The organism is Photorhabdus antumapuensis (assembly GCF_020387775.1).
GTDB lineage: Bacteria > Pseudomonadota > Gammaproteobacteria > Enterobacterales > Enterobacteriaceae > Photorhabdus > Photorhabdus antumapuensis.
Window position 1 is genome coordinate 15,940 of sequence record NZ_JAHZMK010000011.1, and the last position, 24,163, is coordinate 40,102.

Sequence of the window (24,163 nt, forward strand, 5' to 3'; positions counted from 1 at the left end):
AAGAGTTTTGCCTTGTCCCTGTCAGAGGATGTATTAGGGTTTTAGGAAAAATAGGGGAGATTAATCGTGTTGAAAAAAATTAAAATCCTGCTGGCAGGAGCATCCACAGGAAAAAAGCCACTTCCACAATCCGCCGCCATCCCACAAACGGTCAAAGCAGGCTACTTTTTGCCGTCTGAGTCCAGGCTATTGCTGGATACTTCCCGGCGACGACAGTATTTACAGTGTCTGTGGGACAATAGCGCATTATCCAAAACACGCTATCAGACGCTGTGGCTGGCCCCATTACATGAGTGTGTGGCATTGATGCAACAACTTCCGGCGGCACCGCAGGGACCTTATGCTCGTTTGGGAGGATTAATTGATGTGACGTTGCAATGTACTGCATTTGCCGTACGTCTGGCGAAAGGGCAGATGTTACCGCCGGGTGTGGCGCCTGAGACGCAGGCAGCACAAAGTGTGATATGGAACACGGTGGTGTTTTACGCTGCGTTATTTCATTTTTTGCCTGTTTTGGCAAACTTTGACGGTGAACTGGATGAAGGCCAACCCTGGTACCCTGGGCTGGCTGTGCCGCAGGGGGCGTATCGTTTCCGGTTCAAAACTCCCCCAGTGGCGATGAGGGTTGCCTGTCATTTTGGGGTGTTACTCGCCGGGCGATTGCTGCCGGCTAAGGCATTGACCTGGCTGGCGTCGGTACCTAATGCCTTGCCTTCGCTGTTTTGTATTCTATCCGGTGAGATGAAGGAAGATGACGCAATAAATCAGATAATGACAGAAGCTTTGAATAAAGCCGGTGCACCGACAATATCAGAAATATTATCTGTCACGGCTGCATCATTGCAAGTTATTGTTTCAGGAAATCCCGATGTTTCTGCTACGCCTTTATCAACCGCAATGGAAAGTGTTCTGTCCTCTCAGATACAGCAGGAAGATAACACGATGACTAAAATTGTTTCATCAGCCGTGAAGCCTGTTGATGAGCCTCTCTTTACTGCTATGACAGTCACGCCGGAGAAGGGGAGGCAACCGGATGGGAGCACGCAGCAGCTATTGTCATTAATGGGGATGAATGTTGCCACCACAGTCACAGAACAAGTTATGGTGAGTGAAGCGGAGATCGCACTGCCATACACGTCAATGCCTTCACAACACGCTGTTCAGACAACATGGCAGAATCATGAAAATGCTATTGAGACATCTTGTATTGGAGAGCAGTTCTGGGACTGGTTGTCCGTTGGCTTAATGCATGGGGGTATGAGTATTAATACGCCGAAAGCCCGGATACATTTGGTTGGCGGCTTTGTGTTTGTGAGTGCGCCGGCTATTTTCTTTCAGTTTCTTAGTGAGAAAAAACAGGCTGATGGCAAAGAGGTTAGCCAAAAATGGAAGCGGGTACAAACCGCATTTGAGCGGCTGGGACGACATCGAGTAAGTCGTGGAAAGTGTTTTTGTTGTTGTCATCTTTATGATTCTGCCGATCGGATTGGCTCCTATCAACGTGTTCATGGCTACTTAATCAAAAGTACTTTGCTTTACCGTGGTAGTCCTGTACCCGAGGATAGCCCTTTTCTAATGATTTCCTGAGAAAGTATCTTTAATAACAATGTGTTATAATAACCATGCGTTATTTTTCGCGCCCCGCAATGGGTTTTTAAATTGATGAAGTGAGGAAGTAGAGATGGACAGTATGACCTGGGATAACCTGCTGGATGAATATTTTTTTGCCAAAATCTTGCGACCGGCTACTGAGTCGAGTTATCGCAAGGTGGTGAATACATTCCAGGTGTTTGCAGGTGCCGACAATCGGCCTGCTCAGGTAACCCGACAGCAGGTCCTGGCGTGGCGCAGATATGTGTTGCATCAGCGCGGACTGAAAGGGGTGACCTGGAACAGTAAGATTGCGCATATGCGGTCAGTGTTTAATTTGGCGATAGAAGAAAAAATACTGCCCCAAACGGAAAACCCATTTATTGGTGTAGAGGTTAATGAGAACAAAAATAAAAAGAAAACATTGACCAAAAAACAACTGACAACCTTGTATCTCACGATGGGGCAATTTGAAGAGCGGGAACGACGGACAGGGGATAATCATCGTGCCCGCTGTGCATTATATCCGACCTGGTACTGGCTGACGGTATTGGATACGTTGCGTTATACCGGGATGCGGCAAAATCAGTTATTACATATCCGGCTCGGGGATATTGACCTGGATGAGCGCCGGATTATTCTTTGCTCTGAGGGGAGTAAGAACCATTATGAACACCAGGTGCCGGTGGTGAAATGGTTGTATCCGCGGCTGGAGATTTTGCTGGAACGTGCGCAAGCCGCTGGGGCAAAACCCAGTGATCCCCTGTTCTGTGTGAACTATTTTACCGCCAAAACAGACAGAGGAAGTGAAACTGATCAATTACAGACGATAAAGTCATTCTTTCGTCGTTTGTCAAAGGAGTGTGGATTTGATGTGGGTCCCCACCGTTTCCGGCATACTTTGGCAACTGAACTGATGAAAGCGCCTGATCGTAATTTGCAAATGGTGCGTGGATTACTGGGCCATCGCAGTATTGCCACAACGATGGAATATATTGATATCAATCTGGATATTGCCGGGCGCGCGCTGGAGCGTGAGTTGATGCTGTATATTGATGTTGAGCCAGAAAGAGGCGAAATGCTAATCGGATAAAACAGAATATTCTCGCTGTTGTCTGAATTTGCCTTTTTCTACATAAATAATTCCCTGTTGCAAGATGGGGAATTTTTTTGAACTGATGCAGTCTCCCAGAATTAACCTTCTTCTAACCAATCAGGAAATCTGAAGAACCGATTACAACATCGTGTTAATTAATTCGTTGATTTTGGTTTGGGCTGCTTGACAGTTGCAATAGAACTTGTAACTATTGCGTTCCAAAGCAAAAAGGACACCTAAAGTTTTAGGTATCCTAGCTTGGCAACCCTTATGTTCAATTCAATATTGAAGTACTGAAAAGCTAAACTAACTACAGTTATACATTCGGGTTCTTGTATTGGTTGCCCATTGAGTTTTTACTTTCATCTCCCAACAAGCGCACTTTGAATTGGTGCCCGGAGGCGGAATCGAACCACCGACACGAGGATTTTCAATCCTCTGCTCTACCGACTGAGCTATCCGGGCAACGGGGCGCATTAAACCGTATTTGGTAGAGCCCGTCAATAGATTTCTTTGGAAATAGTGATTTGTGCTCTGAAATTATTCGATTGACTAGAAATATAGGTAAAATAATAACGGAGAATAGAAAAATGGCTCTCCGTTATTTTCTTAATATTTTAATGTTTTAATGATGGTAGTTTTTCTGGGCAGTATTGACTTTCATCAGGTAGCGACGCGATTCTGCCGATGGATGTTTGGTTGTCAGGGTTTCATAAACGTCACCCGGTGCCATTTTATTGATAATTTGAGCCGCTTTTTTCTTATCGCTAGAAAATACTCGTAATACACTACCTGCACCACCGTTGTAAGCCGTTATTACTGCGTAACGGCGAGATGTTGCATTAGTGATGTCAACCAGATAACTGTTTTGTAATATTGATAAATATGCTGTACCAGCATCAATGTTATTTTCTGGATCAAATAGATAACTACGACTTGGTTGCCCTGATTTACCTTTTATCTTAAAGACATCACGGCCAGCAGTATGTTGTACAACTTGCATTAACCCAAGTGCATCAGAACGGCTGACCGCATAGGGGTTGAAGCTGGATTCTATTTGCATAATTGCTAAAATCAGGGATTCATCTATGCCATATTTAATAGAAGCTTGACGAATCAGTGGCAGATATTTATGAGCACGTTTGTCCAAATGGTTTGGTACCAGTTGTATAGTGACAGACCAAATAACATGTAAACCGGATTGGCGTTTTTGTAATTTGTTGGTAATCAGATAATCTGCAAAGTGTGTTGCTCGCCATTCCCAACGAATCGGTTGGCCGTTATTGTCCATGACTTGTCCGTAAAGAAAAGGTTCTTTACTGATCTGAATATCGTTAGTATCAGAGTAGAGATCAACGGAACCTGGATCATCACCCATTAATAAGGTCGTGATAATGGCCTTACGTAAATAACTTGTGGGGTCAATTGGAGAAATTGTCTCAATCGTGATCGTTCCAGCTTCAAAATTGATATGGCTGCGGGTCTGGTATTGATCGGTATATTTAACGTAATCTTTTGGGCCTGCGATTAATACTTCATGCAACCCCCAAATGTTCTCAATGTTATGAGCAAACTGGCCCATCAAAATGTCAAAACCATTGGTATCTTTTATATATTCTTCGCGGTATTCACTATTTTTGTTGCTGGTACAGGAAACAAGAATTGGGGCAATAACAAACAGTGCTAACAGTTTTTTCATCTTACATTGCCATCTGGTGTTGAATACAACATCAGAGCCAGTGGCCCTGATGAAAGCTAAATATTATTTTTCTGGTGGGGTATATCCATCAATTTGAATATCATGACCTTCGAACAGGAATTTAGTCATTTCCTGTTCAAGCAATTTACGATCTTCCGGGTTCATGGTGCTGAGTTTTTTCTCATTGATCAGCATGGTTTGTTTGCTCATCCATTGTCCCCACGCTTCTTTGGAAATTTCATTGAAAATGCGTTTGCCCAATTCGCCCGGATAAAGCTGAAAATCCAGCCCTTCGGCTTCGTGCTGTAAAAAAGTACAAAAAACAGTTCTACTCATAATCAATCCTCAAAATAGTGAGTATGGAATTCAACTCAGTTGTTGTAATAGATATTCAACTGGCGCTGCCAGCCCAACAGTCGCGGGTTGCTGTAAGTTATACCAAAGTCCTTTATTTTCATCCATACAGGTAGTAAAGGATAAAATATTTATTTTTATCGGCACAATATCTAGATGAAAATGGCTAAATGTGTGGCGGAATGCGGTAAGTTGTTCGTGTTTACTGTGAGAAATACCTGATTGTTCTAGCCAGCCATTTAATAAATCCATGCTCCCAAACTGAGGAAACGCAAACAAACCACCCCAGATCCCCGTTGGTGGGCGCTGTTCTAGCCAGACAGAATCATTATTCTGCATCAGCAGGAAATAAGCTGTTTTCTCAGGAATGCTCTGTTTAGGTTTTTTACCTGGATATTTTGTCCAGCTATGGTTAGCGTAAGCAATACATCCTTGATTTAATGGGCAGATTTCACATTTCGGCTTGCTGCGAGTGCAAACCATTGCGCCTAAATCCATCATCGCCTGATTAAAATATTCCACCTCTTGTACCGGCGTTACATTGGTGCTGATTTGCCAAAGGCTGCTTTCAACCTCTTTTTTACCAGGCCAACCTTCCACGGCATAACAGCGGGCCAATACCCGTTTAACGTTGCCATCAAGAATTGGGAAATGTTTACCTTGAGAAAGTGAAAGGATTGCACCTGCTGTTGAACGGCCAACGCCAGGTAGAGCAACAACATCTTCAAAAGTTGTCGGGAATTTACCTTGGTGCCGTTCCACAATCTGTTGTGCTGCTTTATGTAAATTACGAGCGCGAGCGTAGTAACCAAGGCCGGTCCATAAATGAAGGACTTCATCAAGTGGGGCTGCGGCAAGTGAAGTCACATCGGGAAAACGTGAAATAAAACGTTGAAAATAGGGAATGACCGTCGCAACCTGAGTTTGTTGCAACATCACTTCTGAAAGCCAGACGTGATAAGAGGTCTTTTCCAGTTGCCAGGGCAGGGTTTTACGACCGTAACGATGGTACCAATCTAGTACCACTGTGGAGAATTGCTTTGCTTCCATCATTGGGATAATTGTCTTTAGGGAAAATCAGTGTTTCGTGAATAGGATTGCAACATAGTGTAACCTCGCTGTAAACCGGAACTTTGTTTTCACAGCGCTACGCAATTTAGTATTAAAATTGTACTTATCACTATCGGACTTGCTAAAATCGCCCATCTTTGGATAATGCGCTCTCTTTAGGTGGTTTGCTGGTGAAGCAGCCATAAACGGCTGAATAAATGCCTTTAAAACTGACAGAAATACCATGATAAATAACGTAATTTCGCCGGAGTTTGATGAAAATGGTAGGGCGTTGCGCCGTATTAAGAGTTTTGTTCGTCGTCAGGGCCGGTTAACTAATCGTCAGCAACAAGCACTTGATGATCTCTGGCCAAAAATAGGTGTTGAGTATCAGGCAGAAAAACTGGAGCTGGGAGCACTTTTTGGGCGAGAAGCCCCTGTGGTGCTGGAAATTGGCTTTGGCATGGGGGCATCACTTGTCACAATGGCAAGTCAGAATCCAGAAAAAGACTTTCTTGGCATTGAAGTTCATGTACCTGGTGTCGGCGCTTGTCTGGCTTCCGCTGAGGATGAAAACATCGGTAACTTGCGGGTGATGTGCCATGATGCGGTTGAAGTGCTGGAAAACATGATCCCGGATAATAGTTTGGAAATGGTACAGCTTTTCTTTCCGGATCCATGGCATAAAGTACGTCATAATAAACGCAGGATTGTACAGCCACCATTTGTGGAACTGATAAAAAGCAAGTTGAAAGTGGGTGGCGTATTCCATATGGCGACTGACTGGCAGCCATATGCTGAGTATATGTTGGAAGTGATGAATGGCGTAGATAATTACCTTAATTTGTCTGAAAATGGTAATTATGTGCCGCGTCCATCTTCACGTCCGATAACGAAATTTGAATTGCGCGGTCAGCGGTTGGGGCATGGCGTATGGGACATAATGTTTAAGAGGATTAAGTAATGGCTAAAAACCGCAGTCGTCGTTTGCGTAAAAAGATGCATATTGATGAATTTAAAGAGTTGGGTTTTTCTGTTAAGTGGAATTTCCCGTCTAATACACCTATAGATGTTATCGATAGCACTGTGGATGCATTTATTGATGAGCTGATTGAATCCAATGGCTTAGCATTGGATGCCAGCGGTTATCTGCATTGGGACGGCCTAATCTGTTTACAAAAAATTGGTATGTGTACAGAAGAACACCGCCAATTGGTTGAAAAATGGTTGAAGGATCGCGGTATGGAAGATGTTATGACCTCTGAATTGTTTGATATTTGGTGGGATTGAGTAACATATCGCTGTAAAATAGCCTGAGTGAATAACAACAGGGGCACCTTTAATAGGTGCCCCTGTCAGGAGTAAAATCAGTGAGTACAACGTTCTCTAATACGTTATTGTCGGATATTTTGCGGCAAGTTCGTCCCCTGATTGGCCAAGGGAAAGTGGCAAATTATATTCCTGCACTAGCGGAAGTTCCTGCTGATAACCTAGCAATAGCTATCTGTACCATCGATGGGCAGATATTTCATGCCGGAGATGCTGAGAAGCGTTTTTCGATTCAATCTATTTCTAAAATATTAAGTCTGACTTTAGCCATGACGCGTTATCAGGAACAAGAGATCTGGCAACGGGTCGGGCAAGAGCCCTCTGGTCAGCCATTCAACTCATTAGTCCAGTTGGAACTGGAAAAAGGCAAGCCCCGTAACCCTTTTATTAACGCGGGGGCATTAATTGTATGTGACATGTTGCAGTCGCGATTGAGTGCACCTAAACAGCGTATGCTGGAAGTGGTGCGTAAACTTGCTGGTTGTCCTGATATTTGTTACGACAGCAAAGTTGCCCGTTCTGAAATGGAACATTCTCACCGCAATGCAGCGATTGCCTATCTGATGAAATCCTTCGGTAATTTCGATAACGATGTGCTCGCAGTACTGCAAACATATTTTCATTATTGTTCTTTGAAAATGAACTGTATTGAGCTTGCCAAATGTTTTATTTATTTGGCTAATCAGGGGAGTACGATAGGTTCTGAGCAGCGAATCCTTAGTCCACGTCAGGCCCGGCAGATTAATGCACTGATGATGACCTGTGGTATGTATGATGGTTCCGGTGAATTTGCATTCAGAATTGGTATGCCAGGAAAATCGGGCGTTGGCGGTGGGATCGTGTGTGTCGTGCCGGGAGAGCTTACTGTTGCTGTTTGGTCACCGGAATTAGATCGATCGGGGAACTCTTTAGCCGGTTGTGCTGCCCTAGAACTGTTAGCCGATCGTGTTGGTCGATCTATTTTTTAACTCTCAGGTGATTTTCTTAGGAGAAAACATGTTACGCAAAATTATTATTGCTGCATCTTTGCTATTTGTTACTCAGGCTCAGGCAGGTTATGAATGCCAGGTAAATCCACAGAATGACATTATTATTACTTCTCAATCAGTTCAGGTTGTGGGGGCAAGTGGCAATCTCCAGATTTCACCTGATGGCTCAGTAATTCGTGATGGTAAGAACTTAAGTTTAAATACAGAACAGCGTCAGAAAGCACAACGTTATCAGCGGGCTTTGCGGCAGGATTTGCCCTGGATTAAACAAGAAACCGGAAAACATCTGATAATGGCCCGTAAATCCTTGGATAAAGTGGTAGTAGATACTATCGGTAAGGATAGCAATGTTCGTAACCGGTTGTCTGATCTTGAATCAGGGCTTAATAAACAGATAAGCCGAATTATTGAAACCCGCTCAGAGGGTATAGCATTTCATCATCAGGCGATTAAGCAGGTTGAAAAAGAGAGCCGTAGCTTAATTGAACAGAGCCTTGGTGGAGTGTTACAAGACAGCATTAATGAGATTGGTAATAAACAATTCAGTTTGAATGGTGATAATAATCAGGCATTGCAATCTTTGTTTGGTAGCTTAGGTGGGTTGCAGAATAATTTGAAAGCTGAATGGAAAACTCAGGAAGAAGATTTCCAGCGTTTTGGCAAAGAGGTTTGTGGTAAGGTCAGCGGCCTTGAGCAACAAAGAATCGAATTACTGAATTCTATTAAATAGTTGCTAATAATCACAAATAAGAATCAATTTGAAATTGATTCTTATTTGGATTGACATATTTTTTTCGCTACCTAGAATGCAAATGCTTACTAAATATTCTTTCTTGGAGTGCGATATATGAAAAAGATAATTCCTGTCGTTCTGGTATCGTTATTTGCTGTTGCAAGCCATTCCGCATTTAGTCAGAAATCTGCTGTATTCACACCAAATGCAGTTACAGCTCAGGTTGATGATAAGGTCACAGTTAAGCACCTTTCCGGTGAAACTGAGGTCAAAAAGAATCCTCAGAAAGTTGTTTCATTTGATTTCGGTACTTATGATTCATTAGTTAAATTAGGTCTGTCAGATCGGGTTGTGGCATTACCTACTGGTAATACGCCTGAATATCTCCGTAATAGCCTGCCTAAAGGGTTAGAAAATGCGGGGGGGATGAAAGAGCCAAATCTGGAAAAACTGGCGCAAATTAAACCTGATTTAATCGTTATTACCGGCCGTCAAGGTTCTTTCTATGAAAATCTGTCAAAAATAGCACCGACAATTAATTTGGGAGCTGATAGCAAAAATTATCTGGTTTCAGTTGAAAGTAACATAACGTTATTAGGTGAATTATTTAGTAAACAGAGTGAAGTGAAAGATCAGATTGTTGAGTTGGAGAAAACCATTGCTAAAGCTCAGGATAAAGCTAAATCTTCTGATGCAAAAGTTTTAGTATTGTTACATAACGCAGATAAACTAATGATGAATAACCAGAGCGTAGTGTATGACGTGGTTAAAGCACGGAAAGCGGAATTACCTATTCCTGCTGGTAAGGGTAAAACCAAACGCGTTGTAGTGACTTCTGACATGATCGCTAAGGCTAATCCAGATGTGATTTTAATTATTGACCGCAGCGAAGCAATTGGTGCCGGTAAGCTAGATAAAGCGAAGTTTGAAGATGATAAAGTGAAATCTACTTCAGCGTATAAGAATGGCAAAATTACTTATCTGAAGTCTGATCTGTGGTATTTGTCTGGCGGTGGTTTGGAGAGCCTATCAGCACAAGTTAATGCGGTGGCTGATGCCCTTTAATCAGGTCATGTGCCATTTTGAATTTGAACAGTGATTGAAGTTCCACAATAGATTGTTTTAGGTTTGGTCTGACAGTTATCGGTTATTTTATGCTGGTGGCTGTCAGGTTTTTGGTTTAAGTGAAGTTACTATCGTACAGCAATGATTTGTCGTTTGGTTATTGTGTTCACATCCTGCCTGGTGGGTGTATTATTCTATAAATAGTGAGTTTATTATTCGTATTTCTAGCATTAATAATTAAAAAGATAGATAAATTTTTCTATTCGAAATAATGTCTTATTTATTCATAAAATAGAACTTTAATTTGTTATAATATATAGTGTGAAAACTAATATCGTTATTAAGAAATGATAAATATATTTCTGTGGCGGATTCGACTAATAAGTGCAATTTTTCAGAAAGGCAATCAGTCGCTACCGTCTAATGGGGAGCCCCTACTAAAGTTCAGTGAGGGGCAATGTATTGTAAATAAACTTGAAACCAATAGCGGTATACGAGTTTATGCACAAGATGATCTTTGTGACGCTGAATTTTCCGAAGGCAATTTTTGTGCTAGAGAAATAGTTCCAATAATGAATTTAGGAACAGTTTACCTTTCTGCGTAATTTGCCAGTGTGTTGCTGTTTCAGAGAGATAACCTGCGGCCAAGGCTTGTTCAATTTGAGTGCGAATTGAGACCTCAGATAACCCGGTGAAATCACTGAGATCTTGTTTTGGCATCATTTCTAGTAGACGGAATCGGTTCATAAAAAATTCAAATGGCCGATCTTCATTTTCTACCTGATTCTGTTTATCTAGATAGCGCCCTTGCATATATCCACGAGGATGTTTGGTTTTCACTGTACGCAGAATACGGCCATCTTCAAATGTGATTTTTCCATGAGCGCCACAGCCAATACCAAGGTAATCTCCAAAGCGCCAGTAGTTGAGATTATGCTGGCATTGATAGCCTGGTTTGGCGTAAGCAGAAGTTTCATATTGCTGATAACCTGCTGCTGTCAGCAATTGGTGACCTTGTGAAAAGATATCCCATAAAGCATCATCGTCGGGCAGAACGGGAGGGCGGGAGCCAAAGCTGGTATTAGGCTCAATAGTCAACTGATACCATGAAAGATGCGGTGGTGATAACGCAATTGCCTGACGTAAATCATCCAGCGCTTCATCAAGGCTTTGGTTCGGCAAACCATGCATCAAATCCAGATTAAAACTGCGTAGCCCCAGACTAGCAGCTAAACGTGCTGCCCGTTTGGCTTCATCCGGTCCGTGAATACGGCCAAGCCGTACCAGTTTATCCGGGCTGAAACTCTGTACGCCAATGGATATTCGGTTAATACCCGCTTGCTGATAACCACTAAAGCGATCGGCTTCCACAGTACCCGGATTGGCTTCCATAGTAATTTCAGCTTGCGGTGATACCGGTAGGCGATCGCGAACGCCATCCAGTAATTGTTGCATGGCCTGTGAACTAAGCAGGCTAGGGGTTCCACCACCAATAAAGATAGTGGTAACTTCCCGTTCATTGGCCATTGGCAGATCTGCGTTCAGATCTGCCAATAAATGGTCAACATATTCCTGGTGCGGAACATTACCTTTCAAGGCGTGAGAGTTGAAATCACAGTAAGGACACTTTTGTACACACCATGGAATATGGATATAAAGACTTAGTGGTGGGAGCTTAAGCATTACGTAGTGTATCCAACATCATCTTTAGTGCCTGACCACGGTGTGAAACGGCATTTTTCTGTTCACTAGTTAATTCAGCCGCAGTACAGCCTAATTCCGGTATGTAGAAGATGGGATCGTAACCAAACCCACCGTTACCGGCAGGTTTACGTGCGATAATTCCCGGCCAGCGACCATGAAATACCAGTGGTGTTGGATCTTCCGCGTGGCGCATATAAACCAGCACACAGTTAAACTGAGCTTGACGTTGATCATCAGGAATATCTTTCATCGCATCTAGCAGTTTTTCTAGATTTTGCTGATCGGTGCTGTTTTCACCTGCATAGCGGGCCGAATAGATACCTGGAGCACCGCCAAGGATGTCTACGGATAGACCAGAGTCATCTGCAATTGCCGGTAGGCCGGTAACTTGTGCGGCGTGGCGAGCTTTAAGAATGGCATTTTCAATAAATGTCAGCCCGGTTTCTTCGGCTGAATCTACGCCTAACTCAGTTTGAGCAACAATATCCAGACCAAAATCAGCCAGTAATTGTGCTAGTTCACGAACTTTTCCGGGGTTGCCGGTTGCCAGAACGACTTTTTGCATTATTTTGAACCCAATTTAATTCTTATTTACTGTATCAGCCATGAGAGAACATCAGCACGAAGATAGTTCAGTGCGTAGAGGATCAAAATGACAATCATTGCTGAAAAATCAAGGCCGCCCATTGTTGGAATAATACGACGGATAGGTGCCATCAATGGTTCTGTCAGTTGCATGAGAACATAGTCAATCGGATTGCGTCCCTGGCTTATCCAGCTTAGTAGAGCTCGTGCCAGCACCAACCAAAATACCAGTTTACCCGCTGCTGTCAGCAATTCGATTAACCCGATAGGGATAAAAAGTGTGAGGAAGGCAACTGCACCGGTACTGAACCAAAGTTGCGTGATTAATTTAAACAATACCAGAATGTAAGCAATAACAATGGAGGCAGTATCGAGCGAGCCAATAGCCGGTATAACTCGGCGTAATGGTCGAACGATCGGTTGAGTTGTTTTCACAATAAATTGGGCAAATGGGTTATAAAAATCACAACGAGCCCATTGCATCCATACACGAAGTAATAAAACAGCGATGTATAAATCCAGAACTGTGAACAGAATAAAGGTTAAAAATTGCATTTAGCAGCCTTGATAAAATTAAAATTGTTTTTCCATTTCCTGTGCCCGGCGAATAGCCGCCTGCATAGCGTTGGATACGGTTTCTGGCAATTTGCCTTCATAAAAAACATGTAATGCTTCCGCAGTAGTACCGCCTTTAGATGTTACCTGTTCACGCAGGGTTGCAAAAGGGAGATCTACATTTGATGCGGCCAGTGCCGCAGAACCTATTGCCGTTTGCAAAACAATTTCACGGGCTGTTTGGCTATCAAAACCTAAACGTTCTGCTTCCTGTTGCATTGATTCCATAAATAGGAAGAAATAAGCGGGCGCACTGCCTGCTAAAGCGATAATGTCATTGATGCCGTTTTCATCTTTTACCCAGTAGGTTTTACCGACACTGTTCATTAATGCTTGAGTGAAGTCACGGTCAGACTGGCTGATTTGTTCAGATGCGAATAATCCACTTAACCCTTGACCAACCAATGCCGGCGTGTTTGGCATGATACGGACAATATTGAGTTTGTCTTGTAATAAAGCATCAAAACGTGCAACGGAAATGCCTGAGGCGATAGATAGAACCAGCTTGTTACTGAAATCTACGTTTTCTTTCAGAGGATGACAAATATCTGCCATCACTTGCGGTTTTACCGCCAGAACAACAACGTTGGCTTCCTGTGCGTAGCGAATATTGTCACTACCGCTGTTAACGCCATACTCTTTTGCTAGTGCATCACGGCGAGTCGTACTTGGTGCGCAGACATTAATCAGTTCAGCAGGGTACCCTCCTTTTACTAATCCAGCTATGATGGCGTGAGCCATATTACCTGCACCAATAAAGGTAATTTTACGTTTCTCCATTGAATACCTCGTAGCATTGAAATGGTTAATTGTGATACTGGCGTGCACCGAAAATTGCTGTTCCAATTCGTACTAATGTGGAACCACAATTAATAGCGGCAACCATATCATCAGTCATCCCCATTGAAAGAGTATCTATTTGAGGATATTTCGTTTTCAGGTTAAGGAAGGCTTGTTCCATTCTCCTGAAAACCACTAATTGATGTTCATAGTTAGGTTCTAGTGCCGGGATTGCCATTAAACCACGGAGCCTTACATTCGGCAGTTTATTCACTTCGGCTGCCAGCATTGATAGTTCATCAAGTTGAATACCTGATTTGCTCTGTTCATCACTGATATTTATTTGAATAAGAATATTCAGCGGTTCCATTCCCTCCGGGCGTTGTTCGTTCAGGCGTTGTGCTATTTTTAAGCGGTCAATGGTGTGGCACCAGTTAAAATTTTCTGCCACCAAACGGCTTTTATTAGACTGTAACGGACCGATAAAGTGCCATATCAAATCATTACGATTTGCAAAATAAGCAATTTTTTCTACACCTTCCTGCACATAATTTTCACCAAACTGTCGTTGCCCGGCAGCGATTGCTTTTTCGATATCTTCCACAGGTTTGGTTTTACTGACTGCAAGCAAGGTAATTTCTTCTGGAACGCGTTCGCATTTCTGTGTGGCAATGGCTATGTGGGTCCTGACATCTTGTAAATTTTGTTCAATATTGTTCATGGTGACTCAGGAGATTAAAAAATGAATATGGGTAAGCTAGTGGCCCTTAGTGTAAAGCATAATGCTTCAGATCTGCATCTTTGTATTGGGCAAGTTCCTGTATTACGTATAAATGGAGTGCTTTGTCCGCAAACTCAACTGCCATCTGTAAATAATCTATTGCTGGAAGAGTGGAGTAGGCAGTTTTTATCAGACAATCAGCGACAACAGCTATTAACTAGTGGACATGTGGATTTTGCGTTGGAGACAGAAAATGGCCAACGATTGAGAGGCAACATCTTTCGTCAGCATTCCGGGTTGTCAGCCGTTTTGCGTTTAATTCACTCTCAGTGTTCAACTCTGGAACAGCTAAAAGCACCTGAAATTATCCGTGAGATGGCTTTGCGGGAAGAGAGTGGGTTGATCCTGATAACAGGTGCTACAGGCAGTGGGAAGTCGACAACGTTAACTGCCATTGTGGATATGCTGAACAGCCACAGTTGTCAGCACATCATTACGTTGGAAGATCCCGTGGAATTTATCCACCACAGCCGCAATTGTCTGATACAACAGCGACAAATTGGATTGGATTCGCCCAGTTATCAGGAAGCGTTAAAAGGGGCTCTCCGGCAAGATCCTGATGTATTGTTGTTGGGTGAGTTGCGGGATAAGGAGACAATATGCTTGGCGTTAACTGCGGCAGAGACTGGGCATTTGGTATTGTCGACTTTGCATACCAGAGGTGCTGTACAGGCAATTGACCGGCTGGTGGATATTTTCTCCGCTGAAGAAAAAGGGTGGGTACGTAGCCAGTTAGCAGGCAGCCTGAAAGCTGTGATAGCACAGCAATTAGTCTCTGCCCAGGGAGGGGGACGAGTTGCTGTATATGAAGTATTGGTAGTTAATCAGGCAGTGAGTCATCTGATACGAGAAGGAAAAAATCATCAAATAACAACGCTTATGCAGACGGGCGCTGCCAGTGGGATGCAAACCTATGAGCAAGGCTGGCAGCAGCGTGAATTACAGGGATTACTGGCAGAGCAGACAGAGAGGAAGATCAAAAAGAATGCTATCGGTTAATCGCGAATCGCGGTTATACGGCTGCTGTTAATTGATCACTGTTACTGTTACTTGATTGCTATTAATAGCGCTGTTCAAACCAGCTTTCCAGTATAATAACAGCGGAAGTAGCATCTACTTTTCCTTTATTTAAGGCTTTATAACCACCTCGGTCAAACAGATGAGCACGGGCCTCAACAGTTGTCAGGCGTTCATCTTGGAGTTGAACTTGTACGCCAAACCGGCCATGCAGCCGGTTTGCAAATTTACGTGCTTGCACTGTGACTAATTGCTCAGTGCCATCCATATTGAGGGGAAGACCAACGATAACCAGATCAGGCTGCCATTCTTTAAGTAATTTTTCGATTTGCCCCCAATTGGGGATACCATCTGTGGCTTTAAACGAGGTTAATGCTCTGGCAGTGCCCGTGATTTCTTGTCCAATGGCTGCGCCGATGCTGCGGGTGCCAAAATCGAAGGCCATTATTGTACGGTTATTCATCTATGCATGTCCCGCCTGTGGAGCAATATTATAGATATTGATTCCGAGTAAAGATGCAGCTTCATGCCAGCGGTCCGCAATGGGTGAGTTGAAAATAATGTGTGGATCAGCGTTTGTTGTTAGCCAGCTATTCTCCATTATCTCTTTTTCAAGTTGACCCTTTTCCCAACTGGCATACCCCAACGTGACCAATATCTGTTTTGGTTGACGTGGTGTACCCAAGGTTTCAAGGACATCTTTGGAGGTGGTGATCATTGTGTCATCGGAAATTTTGATACTTGAACTGAAACCTGGTTTTGGTGTGTGCAATATAAAACCATGATCTTCAGCAAGTGGGCCACCAGTCATGACAGGCTTGTTTAGATTGATACTTTCATCCCGATCTTCTGGTGATATTTTCAGCTTTTGTAAAACTTTCCGAACGGAGATTTGCTCGATAGGTTTATTTATCACCAATCCCATAGCCCCATTTTCATTGTGTTCACATATGTAAATAACTGAACGTTTGAAATAGGGATCAGATAATGAAGGCATGGCGATAAGAAAATGGTGCTGTAGATTCATTTTTTTTCTAGTAATTAACCTAGCTATGTAAGGATTATTTAGCCCAACAGTATGTGGGCTAAAAGTATAAATGACAAACCCTGACAGGCAAATTTGCAAAAAGAATTTTTTATTTCTCTAATCGTTCTTCAATCGCATTCATTAACATGCCAGTGATTGAAATATCAGGGAAAGCGGCTTCTATCTCGCGTGCACAGGTTGGACTGGTGACATTAATTTCAGTCAGTTTGTCTCCAATGATGTCCAGACCAACAAAGATTAACCCTTTTTCTTGCAAAGTTGGAGCAACAGCTCTGGCGATAGCCCAGTCACTTTCTGAAAGTGGACGAGCTTCACCACGGCCACCCGCAGCAAGGTTACCACGGGTTTCACCTTGGGCAGGGATACGAGCCAGGCAATAAGGAACGGGCTCACCATCGACAATTAATACCCGTTTATCGCCTTCTTTTATCGCTGGTAGGAAATTCTGCGCCATGCAGAAGCGATTGCCATGTTCCGTTAGGGTTTCAATAATAACGCCAACGTTTGGGTCATCTTTTTTTAGGCGGAATATTGATGCGCCGCCCATACCATCTAGTGGTTTAAAGATGACATCACCATGTTTCTGGTGGAATTCACGTAAGTGGGCGGCATTGCGAGTTACTAATGTATCTGGTGTTAAATCAGGGAACCAGGCTGTGAAGAGTTTTTCGTTACAATCGCGTAGGCTTTGTGGTTTATTGACAATGAGAGTGCCTTTCTTTTCCGCGCGTTCCAAAATATAAGTGGCGTAAATGTATTCGGTATCAAATGGTGGATCTTTACGCATCAGGATGACATCCAATGTTTCCAGTGCCAGATCTTGTTCTCTATCGAATTGATACCATTGCTGTGGATGGTTTTCTACCTGCAATAGGCGGGTACGTGCGCGGGCTTCCCCTTGGTGCAGATAGAGATCACTCATCTCCATATAATGGAGTTCCCAGCCGCGACGTTGTACTTCTAATAGCATGGCAAAACTGGTGTCTTTCTTGATGTTGATGGATGAAATAGGGTCCATCACTATGCCGAGTTTGATCATTCTTTCTCCTTAACCCAAATCGCCGAAACGCACTTGTAATGCAGTAATTGCGGTGAGCGCTGTCGTTTCTGTTCTCAGTACCCGTGGTCCTAATAGGATATCAGTAAATTGGTAATTAGCTGTCATGGCAATTTCATCTATCGATAATCCACCTTCCGGGCCGATCAGTAAACGCACTTTTTCTACAGGTAAAGGCAGGGTATTGATGCTTTGGCTGGCTCGTGGATGTAGATTTAATTTTAAACTGCCATCATTTTCCGCACACCAGTGCTCAAGTTGCATCACTGGGCGAATTTCAGGTATACGGTTACGACAGCACTGCTCACAGGCAGCAATAGCAATTTTCTGCCACTGTTGAAGTTTTTTAGCCAGCCGTTCTCCATCCAGCTTTACACCACAGCGTTCAGAAATTAAAGGCGTAATAATATTTACCCCTAATTCTACAGATTTTTGAATGGTGAATTCCATTTTCTCACCGCGGGATATGACTTGCCCCAGATGGAGATTAAGTGGTGATTCATTATCGGCAAGTTCGCTATTGTTGATATGTACTTTGACAGATTTTTTGCTAGCTTCGGTAATCTGAGCGTTGAAGATCTGATTGCTGCCATCAAACAATTGCAACTGTTGGCCATGACTCATTCTGAGTGCCCGCCCAACATGGTTAGCCGCCTCATCACTCAGATAAATTTCAGTATTCGATGAGAGTAATTCCGGGTGATATATGCGGGGTATACGCATGTTTTTCTTTCCTTCCTGCGGGGTATATACATAAAGCAGTAAATAATGGAGGGTATGATAAGGGAGGCTTAATCCAATTATCAAGCTATCTCGATACAGATTGTTATCTCTGGATAAATGTTGCGAGTCTGCTCGCATATTTATATTTAATTTGACTGTTTTATATTTATTTTGTTGTTTTAAAGTAGTGGTGTTTATTATTATCTTTTTATGCCAAAAACATAATGAATATTTATTTTGTTATTTAATTAATTTGGAGGTGTTTTATTAAGTGGACTTTAATATTAAGGTTATTGTTTTAGCTATTTTTGTTGGAATAGTGTCCGGAATAACTTTGAATAAAATGATATCGCTATTTATTAAAATTATTTATGGATATGAAAAAATATTTTTTGGTTATTTTCAGGTTGAGTTGGTGACTCTGTTTATAACTGCTATCTTTATGATTTATTTTCCATTGAATTTTCATTTATATGTTGTTTTGATATTTGTTTGGATGCTAATTATACTTTCTTTTATTGATATAAAAATTAAGCTATTGCCAGATATAATAAATTATTCACTTTTATGGTTAGGATTACTATTGAATTTGAATCAAACTTTTGTACCTATCGAACAAGCTGTGACAGGTGCGATTGCGGGTTATTTGATTTTATGGTCGCTCTATTGGTTATTCAGAATAATTTGTCATAAAGAAGGATTAGGATATGGTGATTTTAAGTTAATGGCGGCGGTGAGTGCCTGGTTGGGGATTGGTGCAATTCCTTTATTAATGTTTTTATCCTCATTGTTTGGTCTTATTGGGTACTTTTGGATGTGGAGAATACGAGAAGATTACCGAAAGTCTGTTGCTTTTGGTCCATATATAGCCATTTCTGCGGTCATAATGATCTATATGCACTTATTGGGAATAGATGGGGTATCGTGAATGGCGCCCGATAGCTGAAAATGTATGGGCGCCAGTAGTTAAAATTGTGATATTAAAACTGATGGTGAATCAGCGCATCTTGCCAACGTTTGGGTTGTCCCAAGTATTTATCAAGAGAAATAATAGATAGCTCGTTTCTGTTATTTTCTAAAATAAACGTAGGGAAGCCTGAGCCGCCAACTGCTGCCAATAGTTCACGGCTTTTCCTAATATGTTGGAGACTTTCTGATTCATTATTCAGTGTCAGCTCTTGCTGGAACAGCTCTGAATCAAGCTGTAATTCATTTGCCAAATTCAGTAATGTTTCAGTTTTGCTGATTTTTAATCCACGAACATAATGCGCTTTTTGTGCTGCCAGTAACATTTCGACACCTTTACCAGCCAGCTTTTCTGCTGCAAGAATGGCTGATATTGGTGGTAATGAATCCATAATCAGTGATTTATCATTTAACAGTGTGACATATTGCTCACTGAAAATTTGCCCGGTAAGGCTTGCGATCCGTTTATCCTGACTAAGGACATAATCACGCCATGTGCTGTCTATTTGGCGTCTATTATCACCTGTCAGCATTCCGCCGCCATGCAATTCAATTTTCACATTCGCGACCTCTTTTGCTGCTTGTATCAGAGAGGAAACGCCATAACACCAGCCACATAGTGGATCATAGATATAATGCAGAGTCATTCCGGGCATATTACTTATTCCTGAAAAAGAGTTAATTCACTTATTGGGGCCACTTCATTTCGCCTTTCAGCACCTTAGCACTTAATTCGAGACTGGATTTGTCTCCAAGTTTTGGATAGTGCTTTTCCATTGCGGCTATTAGCGCTTTTGAATCTTTCGCTTTTGCCAGCTCTTTCTCAAAAATAGTCAGGTACTTTTGCGTGAAATGAACGGATTCCAACGTCATTGGTGTGTTACCAATGAAATGTCCCGGAACCACAATTGTTGGTTTTAGCTCTTTTATACGATCTAATGTCTGCATCCAGTTTTTACGAGACTCTTTAGTCTGTGTATCCGCCATCCAGACATGAATGTTGCTTGAAACAGTGACACCGCCTACTACCGCTTTTAATTTTGGTATCCAAACAAAAGTACGGTCAGCCGCAGGGCCATCAAGACCTTCGACGATTAACTTCTCACCGTCAACTGTAAAAGTGTTACCTTCCAACGGTTGCGGCACGATAACTTTTTTTGGGGCCCGTTCTTTCAGAACACCTCCCCAATAAGCCAGTTTGCCATCTTTGGTCTTTTTGATTTCTTTAATGGTTTCTGGTGATGCAATGACTTTTGCGTTAGGGAACGCTTTGGTCAGTGTATCAAGGCCAAAATAGAAATCAGGATCAGACTGACTGATATAGATAGTTGTCAGTTTTTTGCCGGTATATTTAATTCTTCTGGCCAGTGCTTCAGCGTCATTTTTTTGGAACTGAGCATCGATCAGTACAACTTCTCTATCACCGATGATGAGTTCAGAAGAGACGGGAAATACGCTTCTTTCACCTGGATTGAAAACATCCAGTTTTAGGTTAGTGGCTTGTGCCAGAGAAATAGTACCCAAGGAAAGGATACCTGCCAGCGCAATATTTAGTGTTGTTTTGCGAGTCATGATTGAATTCCTGATGTTGTGTGTAGCAAGGTTCATAATAAGTTGCGTTTTTCGATGAAAAAACCGCATAATTGGCAATTATTTGTTGCATAAATCGAGCTAATTGATGGATAGAATCACTGCTGCGCAAGTGTTCACTATAATTGTAGAACAAGGTAGCATGATTGCTGCATCGGAACGGTTAGATATGTCGCGGGCAATGGTATCCCGCTATCTGGCTGAAATGGAAAAATGGGCGGGAGTACGTCTGTTACATCGTACAACGAGAAAGATCAGCTTGACATCAGCAGGAGAGATCGCCTATCAGCGCAGCCGTAAGTTATTGCAATTGTCGGAAGAGATGCCTGTTCATCAACCAGTAGAAGCGCAGGAGTTGAGTGGTCTTTTGCGGATAAGCAGTTCTCAATCTCTGGCAGTAAGCGCCTTGTCTGTGGCGATTCCTGAGTTTATGCAGATTTATCCTCAGATAGCTATTGATATGCAAATAAGCAATAAGGCAATAAATTTGGTCGAGGAGCGGATAGATTTAGCGTTACGCATCACGAATAATCTGGAACCGAATTTGATCGCTAGACCGTTATCGACATGTCATTCTGTGGTTTGTGCTGCCCCTTCCTACCTGATGGGAAAAATGCTTCCTCAAAAGCCTGCTGATTTAGCCCTGCATAACTGTATGACTTATAACTTTTTTGGCAAAAGTCTTTGGTTATTTGAACACCGAGGGGAAAAATATTCTGTTCCTGTTAGCGGTACTTTGAGTGCCAATGAATCGATGGTGTTAATGGAAGCAACATTGCAAGGTGCGGGAATCGCTATGCAACCTTATTATTCTGTTGCTTCGCATTTGGCGTCAGGAAAATTGATTCAGTTGTTGCCAGAATATCGACCTCAGGCTATGGGAATTTATGGTATTTATGCCAGCCGTCAAAATATGCCAGCAACGCTGAGGGTATTACTGGATTTTCTGGTTCAATGGTTTGCTTCCTCTCCGTACTGGCAAGCACTAATGTTGAAAAGCTGACTTTAGTTTCTGAGGAAACAGAGCAACTTGTGCTTTTAGGTGTTCAATAAAAGTATCGACTGGGGCAGAAGAAGGGCGGTGAATGGGCTTTATCAGGCTGACAGTAAAAGGAATGTTAATACTAAATGGGCGAGCGCATATTTCAGATTTGCCGTAACTGTCTAGATAATCGAGTACGGTCAGTGGGTTGACGATAGAAACACCAATGCCTTCTCGCACCATTGCACATACTGATGCAGCACTGTGAGTTTCCATAATCATGCGGCGGCGAATATGGTGTTCTGCGAATATTCCATCAATGAGCTGACGGTAGCTATCTGTTATCGAAAGGCTGATGAAATTTTGTTCGCTGAAATCGTCTGGAGTCAACAGCGGTTTATGACTGAGAGGATGAGCGGCGGGTAATACGCAAATTTCATTTAGTGTGATCAGTGTTTCTCTCTGTGTACCCGGTGGTGTCTGCAAATGTTCTGTCAGACCCAGATCATGGCGTTGAGCTGAGAGCCACTCTTCCAGTAGAGGTGATTCCTGTGGAATGATAGTTAAATTAGTATCAGGGTATTGACGGGTGAAGTGGTGGCAAACTTTCGGTAACAGTGATTGAGAAAATACCGGCAGGCAGGCAATGGAAAGTTGAGCATGTTGAAATTTACGTATGTTGTCAGCCGCATTCATGATTCTTTCAAGTCCATAATAAGAGCGCTGTACTTCTTCAAAAAGACGCAATCCTTGTGCTGTCGGATGTAGGCGGCCTTTTACTCGATCAAATAGTTTGAATTTTATTAGATGTTCGAATCGTGCTAATTCGCGACTGACTGTTGGTTGTGATGTTTGTAATAAAATAGCCGCTTCTGTCAGGTTTTTTGTCGTCATTACCGCATGGAAGATTTCAATATGGCGCCATGAACAAGAAGACATAAATTGTTCCTTCAAAGGATAATTCTATATCACAGATGAATAGACTATAGCGAAATAGATATTTTTATTCCTGTTTTTTACTGCCAATAATGGGTTATCTGCTGACTTTATGAGAGAAACCCTGATGAGTGCTTTTACCCGCAATAGTTGTTCTGATTTGATACCCGAAAATCTAAGCGGTCTGCCAGAAACTTATGGTGCTCCGTTATGGGTTTATGATAGCGAAACGATTATTCAAAGAATCAAGATGTTAAGTCAGTTTGATGTGGTCCGATTTGCGCAGAAGGCTTGCTCTAATACTCACATTTTGCGCCTGATGCGTGAATATGGTGTGAAAGTTGATGCAGTTTCACTGGGTGAAATTGAGCGTGCTTTATGGGCTGGCTTTAGTCCAGGCCGAGATACGGCAGACATCATTTTTACTGCTGATTTGATAGATGTGCCAACGCTTAGACAGGTAACTGAACTGGATATTCCGGTTAATGCGGGCTCTATTGATATGCTGGAGCAGATTGGTAAATGTAAAAAAGGACATCCGGTATGGTTGAGGATTAACCCTGGGTTTGGTCATGGTCATAGCCAGAAAACCAATACTGGTGGTGAAAACAGCAAACACGGTATTTGGTATCAGGATCTCTCATTGGCAATTGAGAAAATACGGCACTATGGATTGAAATTGCTTGGTTTACATATGCATATTGGCTCTGGTGTTGATTATCATCACCTTGCCAGTGTGTGTAATGCGATGGTTGAGCAGGTTATTCTCTGCGGTGAAGATATTCAGGCAATTTCAGCTGGTGGTGGTTTGTCGACTCCTTATCGGCAGGGAGATGAACAGATCGATATCGCTCATTATTTTGGGTTGTGGGATGGTGCTCGTAAAAGGATTGAGCAACATTTGGGCCATAAAGTTGAGCTGGAAATTGAACCGGGGAGATTTCTGGTTGCAGAATCTGGCATTCTGATGACAGAAGTTCGGGCTGTTAAACAGATGGGAAGCCGTCATTATGTGCTGGTGGATGCGGGATTCAATGATTTAATGCGCCCGGCAATGTATGGCAGTTATCACCATATCTCGGTGTTGCCTGCTGATGGGCGTCAGCTTGAACAGCATCTATTGCAGGAAACGTTGGTCGCAGGTCCGTTATGTGAATCGGGTGATGTTTTCACACAGGTTGAAGGTGGTGGGGTTGCACCAAGAATGTTGCCACCTGCTCAGGTTGGCGATTATCTGGTTTTCCATGATACCGGTGCTTATGGTGCGTCAATGTCTTCTAATTACAATAGCCGTCCGCTTATCTCCGAAGTGCTGTTTATTAATGGCAAACCTCAATTGATTCGCCGTCGTCAAACGATTGAAGAGTTGTTAGCATTGGAAGAAGTCTCCTTTGCTTCTACGTCTATGTCATAAAATACGGGGCGATATTTGTTAGGATATTGCCCCGTGATTATTAACTCTCTTTAGTCATCA

Annotated in this window: 26 protein-coding genes and 1 tRNA gene; 11 read left to right on the forward strand and 16 right to left on the reverse strand. The window is 42.6% G+C overall.

What is annotated here, in order from left to right; all coding sequences use genetic code 11:
- Nucleotides 1–66: 66 nt before the first annotated feature.
- Nucleotides 67–1,587 carry a conjugal transfer nickase/helicase domain-containing protein gene (locus KZ793_RS03170; RefSeq protein WP_225813446.1) on the forward strand — a complete coding sequence of 507 codons (1,521 nt, stop codon included), beginning with the start codon at nt 67–69 and terminating at the stop codon, nt 1,585–1,587.
- A gap of 94 nt (nt 1,588–1,681) precedes the next feature.
- A complete protein-coding gene (locus tag KZ793_RS03175) occupies nt 1,682–2,683 on the forward strand; it encodes a tyrosine-type recombinase/integrase (protein ID WP_225813448.1) in 1,002 nt (333 codons plus the stop codon).
- Nucleotides 2,684–3,075: 392 nt separating this feature from the next.
- Here the strand turns inward: KZ793_RS03175 and KZ793_RS03180 are convergent.
- The 4 genes from KZ793_RS03180 to mutY form a co-directional block, all read right to left on the reverse strand.
- Nucleotides 3,076–3,151, reverse strand: a tRNA-Phe gene (locus KZ793_RS03180).
- A 160-nt stretch (nt 3,152–3,311) separates the two neighbouring features.
- Nucleotides 3,312–4,385 (reverse strand): membrane-bound lytic murein transglycosylase MltC, encoded by a 1,074-nt coding sequence (gene mltC / locus KZ793_RS03185; RefSeq protein WP_225813450.1) that lies wholly within the window; start codon nt 4,383–4,385, stop codon nt 3,312–3,314.
- A 63-nt stretch (nt 4,386–4,448) separates the two neighbouring features.
- The gene (locus KZ793_RS03190; protein ID WP_225813452.1) at nt 4,449–4,721 is read right to left on the reverse strand and encodes an oxidative damage protection protein; all 273 of its coding nucleotides are present in this window, start codon (nt 4,719–4,721) and stop codon (nt 4,449–4,451) included.
- Between the two features lie 30 nt (nt 4,722–4,751).
- Nucleotides 4,752–5,792, reverse strand: a complete 1,041-nt coding sequence (gene mutY / locus KZ793_RS03195) for an A/G-specific adenine glycosylase (RefSeq protein WP_225813454.1) — start codon at nt 5,790–5,792, stop codon at nt 4,752–4,754.
- A gap of 241 nt (nt 5,793–6,033) precedes the next feature.
- Here mutY and trmB point away from each other — a divergent pair, with 241 nt between their 5' ends.
- From trmB to KZ793_RS03220, 5 genes are all read left to right on the forward strand, one after another.
- Complete coding sequence (trmB, locus tag KZ793_RS03200) at nt 6,034–6,753, forward strand: tRNA (guanosine(46)-N7)-methyltransferase TrmB (RefSeq protein WP_225813456.1); 720 nt, start codon at nt 6,034–6,036, stop codon at nt 6,751–6,753.
- The gene (locus KZ793_RS03205) at nt 6,753–7,079 is read left to right on the forward strand and encodes a YggL family protein (RefSeq protein ID WP_118988143.1); all 327 of its coding nucleotides are present in this window, start codon (nt 6,753–6,755) and stop codon (nt 7,077–7,079) included. Before trmB ends, KZ793_RS03205 begins: the two co-directional genes overlap by 1 nt.
- Nucleotides 7,080–7,159: 80 nt before the next feature.
- Complete coding sequence (glsB, locus tag KZ793_RS03210) at nt 7,160–8,086, forward strand: glutaminase B (protein WP_225813458.1); 927 nt, start codon at nt 7,160–7,162, stop codon at nt 8,084–8,086.
- A 28-nt stretch (nt 8,087–8,114) separates the two neighbouring features.
- Nucleotides 8,115–8,837 (forward strand): YggN family protein, encoded by a 723-nt coding sequence (locus KZ793_RS03215; RefSeq protein ID WP_225813460.1) that lies wholly within the window; start codon nt 8,115–8,117, stop codon nt 8,835–8,837.
- A gap of 117 nt (nt 8,838–8,954) precedes the next feature.
- On the forward strand, nt 8,955–9,905 hold the full coding sequence (locus KZ793_RS03220) for a siderophore ABC transporter substrate-binding protein (RefSeq protein WP_225813465.1): 951 nt from the start codon (nt 8,955–8,957) through the stop codon (nt 9,903–9,905).
- Between the two features lie 552 nt (nt 9,906–10,457).
- Here KZ793_RS03220 and hemW read toward each other — a convergent pair.
- The 5 genes from hemW to KZ793_RS03245 are packed head-to-tail and all read right to left on the reverse strand — an operon-like array spanning nt 10,458 to nt 14,310.
- Entirely contained in the window at nt 10,458–11,588 is a 1,131-nt protein-coding gene (hemW, locus tag KZ793_RS03225; protein WP_225813467.1) for a radical SAM family heme chaperone HemW, read from the reverse strand.
- On the reverse strand, nt 11,581–12,174 hold the full coding sequence (locus KZ793_RS03230; RefSeq protein ID WP_225813470.1) for an XTP/dITP diphosphatase: 594 nt from the start codon (nt 12,172–12,174) through the stop codon (nt 11,581–11,583). The genes hemW and KZ793_RS03230 overlap by 8 nt, the downstream gene beginning before the upstream one ends.
- Nucleotides 12,175–12,200: 26 nt before the next feature.
- On the reverse strand, nt 12,201–12,749 hold the full coding sequence (locus KZ793_RS03235; RefSeq protein ID WP_225813472.1) for a YggT family protein: 549 nt from the start codon (nt 12,747–12,749) through the stop codon (nt 12,201–12,203).
- Between the two features lie 18 nt (nt 12,750–12,767).
- Entirely contained in the window at nt 12,768–13,589 is an 822-nt protein-coding gene (proC, locus tag KZ793_RS03240) for a pyrroline-5-carboxylate reductase (RefSeq protein ID WP_225813474.1), read from the reverse strand.
- A gap of 25 nt (nt 13,590–13,614) precedes the next feature.
- Nucleotides 13,615–14,310 (reverse strand): YggS family pyridoxal phosphate-dependent enzyme, encoded by a 696-nt coding sequence (locus KZ793_RS03245; RefSeq protein ID WP_225813476.1) that lies wholly within the window; start codon nt 14,308–14,310, stop codon nt 13,615–13,617.
- 21 nt (nt 14,311–14,331) lie between these two features.
- On the opposite strand from KZ793_RS03245, the gene KZ793_RS03250 reads away from it, so the two are divergent.
- Nucleotides 14,332–15,369, forward strand: coding sequence for a type IV pilus twitching motility protein PilT (locus KZ793_RS03250; protein ID WP_225813486.1), 1,038 nt, complete (start codon nt 14,332–14,334; stop codon nt 15,367–15,369).
- Nucleotides 15,370–15,430: 61 nt separating this feature from the next.
- On the opposite strand, the gene ruvX is transcribed toward KZ793_RS03250, so the two are convergent.
- The 4 genes from ruvX to rsmE all read right to left on the reverse strand — a co-directional run bounded on the left by ruvX (nt 15,431) and on the right by rsmE (nt 18,215).
- Nucleotides 15,431–15,850 (reverse strand): Holliday junction resolvase RuvX, encoded by a 420-nt coding sequence (gene ruvX, locus KZ793_RS03255; protein WP_225813488.1) that lies wholly within the window; start codon nt 15,848–15,850, stop codon nt 15,431–15,433.
- The gene (locus KZ793_RS03260) at nt 15,851–16,414 is read right to left on the reverse strand and encodes a YqgE/AlgH family protein (protein WP_225813489.1); all 564 of its coding nucleotides are present in this window, start codon (nt 16,412–16,414) and stop codon (nt 15,851–15,853) included.
- Nucleotides 16,415–16,523: 109 nt separating this feature from the next.
- On the reverse strand, nt 16,524–17,474 hold the full coding sequence (gene gshB / locus KZ793_RS03265) for a glutathione synthase (protein WP_225813490.1): 951 nt from the start codon (nt 17,472–17,474) through the stop codon (nt 16,524–16,526).
- A 9-nt stretch (nt 17,475–17,483) separates the two neighbouring features.
- Complete coding sequence (gene rsmE / locus KZ793_RS03270) at nt 17,484–18,215, reverse strand: 16S rRNA (uracil(1498)-N(3))-methyltransferase (protein WP_225813491.1); 732 nt, start codon at nt 18,213–18,215, stop codon at nt 17,484–17,486.
- A gap of 271 nt (nt 18,216–18,486) precedes the next feature.
- On the opposite strand from rsmE, the gene KZ793_RS03275 reads away from it, so the two are divergent.
- The gene (locus KZ793_RS03275; RefSeq protein WP_225813492.1) at nt 18,487–19,143 is read left to right on the forward strand and encodes a prepilin peptidase; all 657 of its coding nucleotides are present in this window, start codon (nt 18,487–18,489) and stop codon (nt 19,141–19,143) included.
- A gap of 52 nt (nt 19,144–19,195) precedes the next feature.
- Here the strand turns inward: KZ793_RS03275 and KZ793_RS03280 are convergent, their stop codons facing one another.
- Nucleotides 19,196–19,837: a DsbA family protein gene (locus tag KZ793_RS03280; protein ID WP_225813493.1), complete on the reverse strand. Its 642-nt coding sequence runs from the start codon at nt 19,835–19,837 to the stop codon at nt 19,196–19,198.
- 31 nt (nt 19,838–19,868) lie between these two features.
- Complete coding sequence (locus KZ793_RS03285; protein ID WP_225813494.1) at nt 19,869–20,753, reverse strand: MBL fold metallo-hydrolase; 885 nt, start codon at nt 20,751–20,753, stop codon at nt 19,869–19,871.
- A gap of 106 nt (nt 20,754–20,859) precedes the next feature.
- On the opposite strand from KZ793_RS03285, the gene KZ793_RS03290 reads away from it, so the two are divergent.
- The gene (locus tag KZ793_RS03290; RefSeq protein ID WP_225813495.1) at nt 20,860–21,774 is read left to right on the forward strand and encodes a LysR family transcriptional regulator; all 915 of its coding nucleotides are present in this window, start codon (nt 20,860–20,862) and stop codon (nt 21,772–21,774) included.
- On the opposite strand, the gene KZ793_RS03295 is transcribed toward KZ793_RS03290, so the two are convergent.
- Entirely contained in the window at nt 21,757–22,692 is a 936-nt protein-coding gene (locus KZ793_RS03295) for a LysR family transcriptional regulator (RefSeq protein ID WP_225813496.1), read from the reverse strand. The genes KZ793_RS03290 and KZ793_RS03295 overlap by 18 nt on opposite strands.
- 124 nt (nt 22,693–22,816) lie before the next feature.
- On the opposite strand from KZ793_RS03295, the gene lysA reads away from it, so the two are divergent.
- A complete protein-coding gene (gene lysA / locus KZ793_RS03300; protein ID WP_225813498.1) occupies nt 22,817–24,103 on the forward strand; it encodes a diaminopimelate decarboxylase in 1,287 nt (428 codons plus the stop codon).
- Nucleotides 24,104–24,163: the final 60 nt, after the last annotated feature.